Origin of the sequence: Cuniculiplasma divulgatum, from assembly GCA_031200235.1 — an archaeon.
Classification (GTDB): Archaea; Thermoplasmatota; Thermoplasmata; order Thermoplasmatales; family Thermoplasmataceae; genus UBA509.
In genome coordinates this window covers 462,497-474,858 of the sequence record CP133595.1, presented here as the reverse complement: position 1 = coordinate 474,858, position 12,362 = coordinate 462,497, and the positions used below count along the sequence as shown (strand labels likewise).

15 protein-coding genes are annotated in these 12,362 nt (G+C 49.3%); 9 read left to right on the top strand and 6 right to left on the bottom strand.

Annotated features, from left to right (window positions below; genetic code table 11):
• The first annotated feature begins 11 nt into the window (after positions 1–11).
• From RE469_02575 to RE469_02565, 3 genes are all read left to right on the top strand, one after another.
• On the top strand, positions 12–551 hold the full coding sequence (locus RE469_02575; protein ID WMT45089.1) for an inorganic diphosphatase: 540 nt from the start codon (positions 12–14) through the stop codon (positions 549–551).
• Complete coding sequence (locus RE469_02570; protein WMT45088.1) at positions 551–877, top strand: hypothetical protein; 327 nt, start codon at positions 551–553, stop codon at positions 875–877. The genes RE469_02575 and RE469_02570 overlap by 1 nt, the downstream gene beginning before the upstream one ends.
• A 79-nt stretch (positions 878–956) precedes the next feature.
• Positions 957–2,183, top strand: a complete 1,227-nt coding sequence (locus RE469_02565; GenBank protein WMT45671.1) for an MFS transporter — start codon at positions 957–959, stop codon at positions 2,181–2,183.
• Here RE469_02565 and RE469_02560 read toward each other — a convergent pair.
• Entirely contained in the window at positions 2,177–3,034 is an 858-nt protein-coding gene (locus RE469_02560; protein ID WMT45087.1) for a UbiA-like polyprenyltransferase, read from the bottom strand. The genes RE469_02565 and RE469_02560 overlap by 7 nt on opposite strands.
• Positions 3,031–4,470, bottom strand: a complete 1,440-nt coding sequence (locus RE469_02555) for a menaquinone biosynthesis decarboxylase (protein ID WMT45086.1) — start codon at positions 4,468–4,470, stop codon at positions 3,031–3,033. Before RE469_02555 ends, RE469_02560 begins: the two co-directional genes overlap by 4 nt.
• Before the next feature lie 122 nt (positions 4,471–4,592).
• On the opposite strand from RE469_02555, the gene RE469_02550 reads away from it, so the two are divergent.
• Entirely contained in the window at positions 4,593–5,315 is a 723-nt protein-coding gene (locus tag RE469_02550) for an alpha/beta hydrolase (protein ID WMT45085.1), read from the top strand.
• 2 nt (positions 5,316–5,317) lie between these two features.
• Here RE469_02550 and RE469_02545 read toward each other — a convergent pair whose 3' ends face one another.
• The 3 genes from RE469_02545 to RE469_02535 form a co-directional block, all read right to left on the bottom strand.
• Entirely contained in the window at positions 5,318–6,076 is a 759-nt protein-coding gene (locus RE469_02545; protein WMT45084.1) for a carbon-nitrogen hydrolase family protein, read from the bottom strand.
• Positions 6,073–7,284 carry a bifunctional phosphopantothenoylcysteine decarboxylase/phosphopantothenate--cysteine ligase CoaBC gene (gene coaBC / locus RE469_02540; protein ID WMT45083.1) on the bottom strand — a complete coding sequence of 404 codons (1,212 nt, stop codon included), beginning with the start codon at positions 7,282–7,284 and terminating at the stop codon, positions 6,073–6,075. Before coaBC ends, RE469_02545 begins: the two co-directional genes overlap by 4 nt.
• 151 nt (positions 7,285–7,435) lie before the next feature.
• Positions 7,436–7,834: a PaaI family thioesterase gene (locus tag RE469_02535; protein WMT45670.1), complete on the bottom strand. Its 399-nt coding sequence runs from the start codon at positions 7,832–7,834 to the stop codon at positions 7,436–7,438.
• Positions 7,835–8,037: 203 nt separating this feature from the next.
• Between RE469_02535 and RE469_02530 the strand changes: the two genes are divergently transcribed.
• From RE469_02530 to RE469_02515, 4 genes are read left to right on the top strand one after another with little or no spacing between them, the layout of a single operon-like run.
• Positions 8,038–8,754 (top strand): TrmB family transcriptional regulator, encoded by a 717-nt coding sequence (locus RE469_02530; GenBank protein WMT45082.1) that lies wholly within the window; start codon positions 8,038–8,040, stop codon positions 8,752–8,754.
• Between the two features lie 9 nt (positions 8,755–8,763).
• Positions 8,764–9,627 (top strand): deoxyribonuclease IV, encoded by an 864-nt coding sequence (locus RE469_02525; GenBank protein WMT45081.1) that lies wholly within the window; start codon positions 8,764–8,766, stop codon positions 9,625–9,627.
• Positions 9,624–10,835 carry a DUF1015 family protein gene (locus RE469_02520; protein ID WMT45080.1) on the top strand — a complete coding sequence of 404 codons (1,212 nt, stop codon included), beginning with the start codon at positions 9,624–9,626 and terminating at the stop codon, positions 10,833–10,835. The genes RE469_02525 and RE469_02520 overlap by 4 nt, the downstream gene beginning before the upstream one ends.
• A 47-nt stretch (positions 10,836–10,882) precedes the next feature.
• Positions 10,883–11,452: a hypothetical protein gene (locus tag RE469_02515; protein ID WMT45079.1), complete on the top strand. Its 570-nt coding sequence runs from the start codon at positions 10,883–10,885 to the stop codon at positions 11,450–11,452.
• A 158-nt stretch (positions 11,453–11,610) separates the two neighbouring features.
• On the opposite strand, the gene RE469_02510 is transcribed toward RE469_02515, so the two are convergent.
• Positions 11,611–11,922, bottom strand: a complete 312-nt coding sequence (locus RE469_02510) for a 4Fe-4S dicluster domain-containing protein (protein ID WMT45078.1) — start codon at positions 11,920–11,922, stop codon at positions 11,611–11,613.
• Here RE469_02510 and RE469_02505 point away from each other — a divergent pair.
• A complete protein-coding gene (locus tag RE469_02505) occupies positions 11,887–12,354 on the top strand; it encodes a transposase (GenBank protein WMT45077.1) in 468 nt (155 codons plus the stop codon). The two genes, RE469_02510 and RE469_02505, sit on opposite strands and share 36 nt — an antisense overlap.
• The last annotated feature ends 8 nt before the right edge of the window (positions 12,355–12,362 follow it).

Sequence of the window (12,362 nt, the reverse complement as noted above, 5' to 3'; positions counted from 1 at the left end):
AATGGCAAAACATGAACAAGAATGCTAGCTATTGGCACCAGGTACCGGTCGGTCCCGAACCACCCGAGCACCTGAACGTAATCATCGAGACCCCCCGGGGGAGCAGGAACAAATACGAGATGTCCAAGGAATTTGCGGGAGTGGTCCTGGATCGTGTTCTGCACTCATCGGTGGTGTATCCTGTTGAGTACGGCGCAATACCGCAGACACTTTATGATGACGGTGACCCCCTGGATGCAATGGTACTCCTGAAGGACCCAACATATCCCGGCATTGTCCTGAAGGCAAGGCCCGTTGGTGTCATGAAGATGATTGACCAGGGCGATCTGGACAACAAGATACTCATGGTAGCGGAAGGCGACCCTCTCTATCGTGGGGTGAACACACTGAAGGATCTTCCGGAGCATCTCCTGAAGGAAATAGCGAATTTCTTCCAGACATACAAGATACTTGAGAACAAGAAGACAGAAGTTTCAGGATGGGAAGGCAAGGAGTTTGCAGTCAGGGAAATCCAGAGATCCATGGAAGCGTACAGAAAGAAGTATGAATAATGGCAGATGATGTGACAATCCCGGTGGGGAAAGGCAGGATCATCATAAGCCGTTCCCTTATGTCCGTGGCCACTGCAGGCAATTACATAATCCTTGAGGCGAAATCACGCCCCGGCCCCTGCAATGACAGGGACTGCCAGCCTATTTTCTATCCAGAGGTAAGGATCAGCCAGGTTCCTGATGATTCCCACCGCCTGTTTGCCGGCGAGGGATACATGCTTGCACTGGACGGCGCTGTGTTCAACGCCATAGACAGGGACCGGCAGACGGTGACTGTTAAGAAATCCATGACGGGGAAGCCTTCGGTTCACGGGCTCAGCCTCTGATTTCATGGCTGCCATGCCGCACCATACTTGCCGAGATTTTTATATGTCACTGTTCTAGCCCCATACGGCTAATGGACGCATTTCCGGAGCATTTCTATTCAGCAACAGGGAGCTTTGGGCAGTAAGCATAGCCTCGGGCATACGTTCCATCGGGTTCGGGGCAACATGGCCCTTCATGGCCCTCTTCTTCCAGCTGGATCTGCACATCCCGGTTTATGAAGTTGGCATAATATTCACCCTGCTTTCAGTGGGGTCCATAGTCTTCAGTCTTGTTGGCGGAGCACTGGCAGATTCGCTGGGCAGGAAGAAGACGCTGCTCCTGGGCAGTGGGGCCGGATCAGCACTTTATTTCGCCATCGCCATTGGAATCCTCATCAGGCTGCCAATACCCACCATCATTGCCATGTTTGTCCTGACATCCTTCGGAGGAGCACTTGTGTTTCCGTCAGCTGGGGCCCTCATAGCGGACGTGACCTCAATTGCAGACAGGTCAAGGGGATATGTTGTATACAGGATAATGGCAAACCTGGGGTGGGCAATCGGCCCGCTCACAGGGTCGCTCATATTCAACTTCGGAATATTCTGGATATTCCTGCTTGTGGCGGTATCAAGCCTCATACAGGGCATAGTGGTTCTCTTCTTTGTCAGGGAGAGAGGGACTTTCAGGAAAAGGGAAAAGGGATCGGGAAGGATACAGATGATCAGCTTTGACAGGTTCCTGCTGGTATTTTCCGCTGGAACGTTCCTGGTCACACTGGTATCGTCGCAGTTTTCCGTGACACTGCCTCTTTATGCAGGAGTCAGGGCTGCCGTTCCCACAGACCTCATAGGCTACATATATGCTGTGAATGGCGTTGTGGTTGTGGTTGGGCAGTACCCCATAACAAATTTCATGAAGAGGTACCCCGACATCGTTTCCATGATTGCAGGCGCCCTGGCATATACTGTGGGGTACCTGCTTGTTGGATTTTCCACCACGCTTCCTCAGTTCATGGGAGACATGGTCATCATCACCATCGGTGAAAATCTCACGTCGCCAATAATGAACACGGTTGTGTCAAGAATTGCGCCCGAAGGGAAGGTGGCAAGGTACATGGGATTCCTTGGAATGGTGAATTCCACAGGCAGGGCACTGGGACCCAGTGTAGGTGCATTCTTCATAGCCATATACGCCTACAACGGCCTGAGGATATGGTCATCGGTAGGAGCCTTCGGACTCCTTTCCATCGTTGCATTTGCGGCATTCGCAAGGATGCTTTCCCGTTCATTCACAGCAGGTTCAGCGAAGGTCGAAGGAGATCAGTAGCCCCCAAAGGCAATTGAAAGGATGACTCCTGCCAGGAAAATGAAGCCTATGAAAGTGTTTGAGTTCCTGAAGGATACCTTGATGCTCCGGGGGTCATCAGGCTTCACAATGTAGTGCTGGTATATTATGAGGCCAAGGATGGGTATGAGGGCAATGTCATAGAATACTGACCTCATGTAGAGTGCCAGTGCCAGGAAGAATGCAAAGGTAACCCCATGGATTATATTGGATAATATTAGCCCCTTCCGGATGCCGAAATCCGTCATAACCGTCCTGAGGCCGAAAACCTTGTCGGTGTCAACATCAGGGATTGTGTATATCATATCAAAGCCGGCTATCCATAGGGATGATCCTGCAAATATGAGATAGAGCGGTAGTGTTGACGGGAATGCCGGAACGATGGCAAGATATCCTGCAAGCACGCCCACACCTATGGTGAGCCCCATGTAGATGTGCCTCCATGGAGTGATCCTCTTGAGAAGCGGGTCCGTTATGAACAGCACAAGGACAATGGGAGAGAGCATGAGGACAAAGGTGTTGAGGAAATACGCTGAAAGTTCAAAGATAATGCCAAATACCATGGTTAAAATGATGGCCTTCCGCACGCTGAGCTTTCCAGATACCAGGAGCCAGTCCTTCTTCCTGGGATTTATCCTGTCATACCTTACTCCCTCTATCCTGTTCACGGACATTGCAGTTGCTCTGGCGCTAGTGGTGGCCACCAGTATGAGCAGCAGCTTCACGTAGTTATAGGAGCCATGGGATGCAAGAACTGCACCGCTGAAAACAAACGGCAGATCGAATACAGTGTGCTCAAGCTTGATGTAGTCAACGATGTCCCTGGCATTCATAGGCCCAGCGCGCCCCATTTCTTCTTCACGGATTCCACCACTTCTGGCGGCATCTGCATGGTTTCAGGCCACCTTCTCATATACCCTTCCGAGGCGCCTTTCCTTGTGGCGTCAATTCCCATCTTTGAGCCATAGTTGAATATGGGGGAAGCGTGATCAAGGCTGTCGGTCACTGTCCCCTTCACAGTGAAGACATCCCTGTCAGGGTCGATCCTGGTGGACATGGCCCATATTACCTGCTTCCTGTCATGAACGTCTATGTCGTCATCAACAACCACAATTATCTTGGAGAACATGAGCTGCCCCAGGCCCCAGAGGGCAAACATTACTTTCTTTGCCTGCCCCGGGTATCTCTTGCGTATTGACACTATGACCATGTTATGGAATACGGCCTCCTCCATGGTGTTCAGGTCAACTATTTCAGGTATCTGGAATTTTATTACTGGAAGGAACATCCGCTCAACCGCCTTTCCCAGTATGACATCCTCGTGCCAGAGTTTGCCCACTATTGTGGTGGGATAGATGGGCTTCTTCCTCTGGAATACCTTCCTGACATGCAGCACGGGGAATTCCTCCTCCAGGGAATAATATCCCGTGTGGTCCCCGAAGGGTCCCTCAACCCTTGATTCGGCAGGGTCCACATAGCCTTCAAGAACGATTTCTGAATTGCTTGGATATTCCAGGTTTACTGTGGAACCCTTTGCCAGGTCAACCCTGTCCCTGGAGATGAGCCCTGCGAAGGAGAATTCGTCAAGCCCGTTGGGAAGAGGTGCAACTGCAGAGAATATGTTCAGTGGATCTGTGCCCAGCACAACTGCAACATCAAGCGGCTTTGATCTTTCCCTCTGCCTGTCATAGTTCTCTGCGCCCCCCTTGTGAATCTGCCAGTGCATGCCCAGGGTCTCAGAATCATAGAGCTGCAGCCTGTACATTCCCACGTTCCTGTTTCCGCTCACTGGATCCTTTGTTATAACAAGGGGAAGAGTGATGTATTTTCCCCCATCCTTTGGCCATGTGCGGCATATGGGATACTGGAGAAGATCCGGCTTGCCGGCATCAATGTGGTCGGAATCCAGATCGTTGTGCACCTTAGGCCTTATGCCGCCCAGTTCCCTGAACATCTTGAGGCCCTTGGACATCATGGAATCTGTATCACTTGGAACCTGCACAAGTTCAAGCAGGCGGTTCCCGATGTTGATGGGCTCATCTCCAAGGACCATCTTCATTCTTTCCCAGTCGCCAAAGAGATTCCCGGCAACGGGTATGCTGCTCCCCTTCACATCGTTGAATACAATTGTCCTCTTCTTTCCTATCCGTAGCTCCTCACTCAATATATGCGTGAGTTCCAGGTCAGGGTCAACCTGTGCACTAACGTCAACCAGCATGGATTTTCCCCTGAGTTCGTTCAGGTAGCTCCTGAGATCTTGAAATGGCATGTGTTCCTCTATTGTTATTTGGAATATCACATTTTACATGCAGCATCCCAAAGCTAACTATGATGGGTAACTTCAAGTGTGTGCCTGACGTTTCCTTTTATCTGATAATATAATCCCAGATAATGCAGAGACGTGAAATACATACCAATCTCGGAAAGATTTCATACCTCCACAGGGACGGAACAATTCCCATAATTTTCCTGCATGGCCTTGGGGGATCCGGAAACAACTGGATAAAGCTCCAGCAGTATCTTGATCCTGTATTTGCACTTTACATGCCGGATCTTGCAGGTCAGGGAAGAACGATGATTGACAATTATGATTATACAATTGGCATGCAGTGCAGGGTGATCCGCAGCTTCGCAGACAGTCTTGGCATCAGCCATCCTGTCCTGGTAGGTAACTCATATGGCGGCTGGGTATCACTCAGGCTGGTTCTGTCCGGCATGCCCGTATTGCATCTCTTCCTGGTTGATTCTGCAGGCATAAACAAAACTGTGGGTGAAGATACCCCAGAAGCTATGGAAGCATTTGTGGACAGGATCATGCGGATGAATCCAGGGAACAGCAGGGAAAGCATAAGGCAGATGATTATGAACAATGCCACAGGGCGGGAAAAGCTGACAGATGGAGAACTTGGGTCCATTTCTGTTCCCGCAACAATAATCTGGGGTTCAGAGGACAGGATAATTTCGGTGGAATATGCCTATCAGCTTCATTCACTCATACATGGCAGCCATCTTGAGATCATAAATGGTGCAGGGCATACTCCGCAGACTTCCAACCCGGAGGAGGTTGCCGGAATTATCTCCAGATACATTATGGAAGGCAAGGCCAATAAATAATATCACCGGGTGCTTGAAATGCCGTATTCGCCAGGATCTTCATCGAATCTCGCAAGCAGTGGGCCATCTACTCTCTTTTCGTCAATCTCGGCCACTGTTACGGGTGCGGTATTGCACTCAGTACTTTTCAGCAGGACTCCACTGTCCGTATAATCCATCCACGTTATCATGGATCCGCCCCCAAAAGGATCGGATAGTGAATTCACAGACACAACAGGAATCCTGTTCTCCAGGGATCTGCCGCGGACGTAAATGTGCCACATCTCATGAAATTCCTTCACAATAAGGGATGGATTCACGAGCATTCTGGCACCCCGAGCCACAGCTACCTTTGTGTAGTACGGGAAGTCAAGGTCGTAGCAGACTGCTATTGCTATCCTGATAGAATCTGCGTCAAAGACACTTATGTCCCTGCCAGGCTCATAAATGGAACGTTCGTTCCTGTATGGCGATATCTTATCCTGAAATCCCTGCACCCTTCCATTCCTGATGAACGGTGAGGAGTTGTACAGCTTGCTATCCCTGATTATGCTGAAGCTTCCAGGAATAACAGAGGATCCGTTTGACGAGGAAAGATCCATGAATACCCCCAGTATGGCCCAGAGGTCTGCCGAATCCTGCTCCAGGCGATCTGTTACCCATTTCTCCGGCAGAACTACCAGATCCGGATCTATGGCTTCCAGTTCCCGGGCCAGTGCTGATGCATATCCGGCAGCGGAGGAAATTCCACATCTTGGTGCCTGAACGGAGACTATCCTCATGGTGCCTCCGTTGACTTTGAATACAGAAGGAATAGCACCTTCTGGGTCATCTGGGGCTTGGAGAGTATTCCCTGATCCTCATGATCATTGGGCCTGATGAAAATGTAATGGTTGCTCACCGTTCCGAATGGCCCGGATCCACGTGATATGCTGTTGTAAACCACAAGGTCCGGCCTGCTGGAGCTGACTTTTCTGTACACCTGATCCGGAGATACTTCGTCATCCAGCTTGAAGGCCACGAGCCTGCCGCCGTGCTTCTTCCTTATGCGATCAAGAAGCTTCTCCCTGGGAATCAGGGTTACTGTAGCGCTTCTGTCTCCAGGCATCTTGCTCCCTGACTTCTCCTTCACAATGAAGTCAGAAAGCGAAGCGCAGTTGATGACCACATCGAAATTCCTCTTTGACAGGATACTGTCCACTTCTGCTTCGAATTCCTCCATCTTCACTGCATGAATGTACTCAGCGTATTCCGGAACGCGATATTCGGTGTTGCCTATCATAACTATGCTTGCTGCGCCAAGCCTGAAAGCATTCACTGCAAACCATGACAGTGTGAAGCCGCTACCTAGATTGGAAACTGCCCTTACAGGATCAATCATCTCCTCCCCTCTTCCGCCGATTATGAGCACACTCTTTCCACGCAGGGTCTTTCCGTGGAATAGCCTGCATACATGGTCTATTATGAGGTCATTTTCGGAGATCTTTGCCTTTTCTTCCGATATTCTGGGTGGAATTATCTGTACTCCAGCATCTTCCAGTGCCTGCAGGTTCCTGTGGTTTATGGGATTCACCATCATGCCTTCATGCATTGCCGGGCAAATGCACACAGGGTTTCCGTTGCCAATGGCGAATGAAAAGAAAAGTGATGGCACATCATCAGAAATGCCGTTTGCAATCTTACCCACTGTGTTGTGCGATGCCGGGCAAATGAGAAGTGCCGTATCACCTGCGTGGCCAATGAAGAGGCTGATATGCTCTATATTCCCGCCTACAGCAGTCACAACGTCGTTTTCTGACGCCCACTGGAATATGGTGGGACTTATCATGGAAGCAGCCTCCTTTGACATTCCCACTATCACCCTTGCACCCTCGCGGCGAAGGTCCCTCACAAGGTCCGGCATCCTGTAAAGTGAAATGCTGGCAGTGACCGTCAGTATGACCGTCTTTCCAGCAAGCATGCCCTCAAATCTGTTCTCATCTATATCCATTTTTGCCGCCGTCCCGGCATTCCAGCAGAGCATTCCCGGGTTGTATTATCTGCATCATATGGCAGCATCCTTTATCCTGATATTCCATGCCATTTGTATTCATCGCAGCGCTTAAATTCTACCACATCACCCAGGATTCATGTAACAGGTTTCATACATGGCCGAAAATATACCAGGTCCCTGTAGCGTCGGCACAGAGTTTTCCTTCAGAATCAGTGATCTCCATGCGGGCAAAGGCTATGTTCCTGCCTTTCCTGACAACATCGGCAGTTACCTTCAGCGGCCCCTTGTCTATTTTTCTTATGAAGTTGGTGTTCAGGTTCACCGTGACCTGGTTTGATCCCTCAACCAGTGTGAAAACAGCCATTCCACCGGCTGCATCCAGTAGTGTCATGGTGGCCCCTCCGTTGGCAATGTCGCCGATCCTCATCATGTTCTTCATCAGAGGAACCCGGAACTCAACATGACCCTGATGTGCCTCAACAACCTCGATCTGCATGTTTGCCAGGTAATTGTCCATTTTCAGTATCTGTGATATTTCATCGATCATCAGTTCCAATCAGTGCTGTGCTGTTCTTATTATTTACGCTCCATATGCAGTGAACGCCTTTTTTTGAGAGATAAATAGTTATGACAGCCACATTTGTAAATGATTTATAAATAGAACAATATTTTCATAGAATCAGGTAAATATTGATAGCGCAATAATTGCGACCTTAGAAAATCATATAAACAAATAACACATTATTAGCTATGGAAGCTAATGCTGAGCAACTCAGCAAGATAGCGGAAATGCTGAAACTGCTGGGTTTGTCATCGTACGAAGCACAGGGATTCGCCGCCCTGGTCTACCATGGCGTCGCCAATGCCGATACTGTGGCAGACACTGCCAAGATACCCAGGACATCGGCATACAAGGTCATGGAATCGCTGGTGCAGAAGGGTTTTGCCAAGGAAACAGAGGGAAGGCCCCGGATGTTCAAGCCCGAAGACATGGGAAAGATAAGGTCGGATTTCCAGGAAAGGTTTGACAGCCTGTTCAGGAAACTCAAGGAGATACAGGACATGGTCCCGTCTAAGGGCGATCCCCAGTTAGTTTACACAATCTACGGGAACCAGCGGGTCATGAGCAAACTTGCGGAGATGATAAACCTGACAGAAAGGGAGATCCTCATCTGCACTCCTAAGGTCAGGGAGATCCGCACTGAACTGAAGAAAAACCTTGACAACGCAATAAAAAGGGGAGTCAAGGTAATCTTCGTTACCCCGCCCAATAAGAGGATTCCTCCCAATACGGTTGTCTACAGGAAGGAGGGCCTCATAGCCACGGACGTTGCAAGCGACCAGGTGCGTGCAATGCTGGCTGGCCCTGAACTTGATGCCTGCGGCTATACGGACAATCCGGCACTGGCACTTCATGTTTACCAGTTCATCAACATGATGATCGAGAGCGACAAACAGTTGAGGTAGGTTTTCATTTTGGTCATCACTGACGAACTTAAACTGGGAGGACACATTTCCACAGCTGGAGGAGTGCATCTTGCACCTGAAAGGGCGTCCCGGTTCGGCTTCCGAACATTCCAGATATTTTCCAAGAACCAGATGCAGTGGAACGCCAGGCCTCTTCCAGCAGAGGAAATTGAAAGCTTCCGGCATGGAGTTTCCCAATATCACATGTGCGGGATAATGATACACGCTTCATACCTTCTCAACATGGGAACAGCCAGCCCTGAGCTCAGGAAAAAGGCCACAGATGCCTTCACCATTGAAATCCAGAGGGCTGATCTGCTTGGGGTGGATTATCTCACATTCCATCCCGGATCCGCTTCAGGCTCCACACCAAAAGAGGCCATCGACAGCGTCCGGCGGAACCTCAACAGCGTTATGTCTAAGGACCAGAAATGCACGATCCTCCTGGAAAATGCTGCAGGACAGGGAAGTACCATTGGAAGGTCGTTTGAGGAAATAGCCGAAATGATGGATGGTCTCCAGTTCCCGGCTAAAGTAGGAGTATGCCTCGACACCTGCCACACATGGGCTGCAGGATATGATATAGTTTCTCCGGAGGGATATATGGAAACAATGGATCAATTCGAGAGCACAATTGGCCTCAGCAAGCTGAAAGGCATCCACCTCAACGATTCAAAGAAAGACAGAGGCAGTCATCTTGACAGGCACGAGCAGATTGGCCGCGGCACCATAGGTGCCCAGGGCATTGGCAATTTCATAAATGACAGAAGGCTTGAACACACTCCCATGATACTTGAGACTCCGCTAGGCGAGAACGGATATGAAGCTGATCTGCAGGTCATAAAATCCATAAGGGGAATGAATTCCGCTTGAATCTCATTCCATTTCGCCCGCTTGTTTACAGGGGTGATCTTGAAGGAACCACTTCCCCTCCGGTGGACATAATCTCGCAGGATCATGAGGCGAGGCTCAAGTCCAGTCCCTTCAACATAACCCACATAACCATGCCGCGCCACGGAATCCTTGAGAATGCACTTGGCACCCTGGCACAGTGGAGGAAGGATGGAGTTTTAGAAACTTTTGGCAGCGATTGCCTCATCATACTGGACCAGGAAATACATGTGGGGGGACGCCGCATATCAAGGATTGGAATAATTTCCCCGGTGGAGACATCGCCGGAGAGGAAGGATGTCCTGGCACATGAGGAAACATTTCCATGGGCTGTGGAGGAAAGAAGAAAACTTATGGAGAAGACATCCTGCCAGCTGGAACCAATTTTCCTGACAGTGAACGGCACCAGTTTCGAGCGGATACTCAGGGCCGCCGTAAGGCAGATGTCCCCGGCAAAGACCTTCCAGGAGCCGGATGGGGTGGCAAATTCAGTGTATTTCCTGACTGATCCGCGGTCAATAGAGAGCATCAGGCAGTCACTGCAGAGAGAGAATGCAGTGGTCGCCGATGGCCATCACAGGCTGCAGGCAACAAGGAATCTTTATCTTGAAAGCAACGGCGAAAACAGGGATTTCTGGAAATTCACCATGGCGTATGTTACATCGCTTCAAAGTGATTCCCTCCTGATTGGTGGGATTCACAGGGTTGTAAGCAGGGAGTTTGAGATTTCAGCATTTATGGATAGCATCCGTGAATATTTCGATGTCAGGGAGATGAATGGGGATCATGGCCAGGAATCAATAGTCCTGTACGACGGAAAATATCATTCCATATCCCCAAAGCCAATTGCCTTTGATGCAATCGGGTGCAGCAAGAAGTACAAGTATGCCGGGGATCCGTCCCTGGTGAGCAACCTCATACTAAGGCAGATAATGGGAATGACCCAGAAGGACCTCTCAACAAAGGTTCTTTACACGCACAACAGGGTCATTGCAGTGGACGAGGTTGACAGCGGCAGATCAGGTTTTTCATTCCTAATGCCTGAATGGAACAAATCTGTCTTCATATCCATGATAGAGGATGGCCGCCTGCTCCCACAGAAATCCACATACTTCTATCCAAAGGTGCCCTCTGGCATTGCCCTCTACTGCAGTGATTCAATCCGGATTTCAGGCAGGAACCTACAGTAGTATATTTTTATACCATGCGAAATATTGCATCATGACAGAATAGCTTTATGATAAACATCACGCAGTTGTCTGAAACCATTGAAAGCATAGCCTACTCAATAATATTCAGGTACAAGGACATCTTCTTCAGCGCATTTGTTGCCATATTCGTTGGCCGCAGGATCATAAGGATTTCTCTGGGCGGGAAGTATTCTGCAAGGTCACTCATATTTTCGCCCCTGCTTTATCTTGCCTTTACGGGTGCCACATATGTGGGGCTGACCACAATTGAACTGCTTGCCTGCTCCATCGCCTTCGCCCTTGGGCTGGGACTCTCATCACTGTTCAAGGGACAGGTCAAATTCTTCGAAAAGAAGAAAATCCTTCATTACAGGCGTTCCCCCATAATTGGGCTTGCCTGGACAATAGCCTTCGTGGTGAGGATTTACCTGCTGATCTATTACGATGTTACGGCGGGTTTCTTCCTGAGCATCATACTTTCATACCTCTCCGGCCTCATACTTGGGGAAGCATTCCAGATAGCAATCCAGAAAAGGATGTTTGAATTCAGCAAAAAGTCCCGGGAGAATGCACAGATATCAGCCAGGAATCCAGACCAGGATATCAGCAAAGAATGACACTGCCATTTTCTGTTTTCGGACGAAATGGTTTGTGCGTTCAATGTTCATAATTGTACGGCCACTTCGTGGACTTCACAATGGCATTTGTCACATGGCTGGCATGGAAGCTGCGTTTTCTGCCGGTGCCGATTCATTAACAAATGGGGTCCGGGAGATCACTGATTTCTCGGTACAAACCGAATTGCCCCCTCAGGGCATGCCGTAACACAATCACTGCAGGAGTGGCATCTGTCCAGGCCGGGGGTGCCGGCAATCCTGTTTCCGTGGGCCTTTGCCTTTATGCGTCCGAGAAAACCCAGATCTGAAATTTCACCGGATGTTCTGGGTCTGATTTCAAAAACCTCGTATGGGCAAACTTTCACACACTCACCCTTCGCTTCGCATTTTGCCGGGTCGACTCTGGGAACAACACCTGAAGCATCAGGCTTGCAATGGGTACCTTTCTTATCAGTTCCGCGACCACTCATCTGCTTTCCCCAGCAGCCAGAATCAACGAATACATAAACTTCAGCTTCATTCTTCTGCCAGTCAGAAATGCTGAGTGCCTTAATAAAATGACTTTGATCACATCGATCCGGTGTGCCAGCGCTTGCAAAGGGCGTAATATTGGGGACGAAGAATTTTCAGAAGTTCTTTCATTCGAACATTTTTATTTTCATAACATACTCTCAAGAAGCTTCACTGATGATGGTTTGGTGGACTTCCTCAAAATAAAGGTGAGGGAGATAGCGGATAGATCGGGCGTGGAGGTTGTTTCAATGGAATGTGACGAGGATCATTTCCATATGCTCTTCAGGGGAACTCCTGTACTGAGAATCACTGAATTTGTGAATGCAGTGAAAACCATAACGTCCAGAGAAATACAGAGGAAATTCCCGGAGGTCACCAAAGTCCTATGAAACGGTAA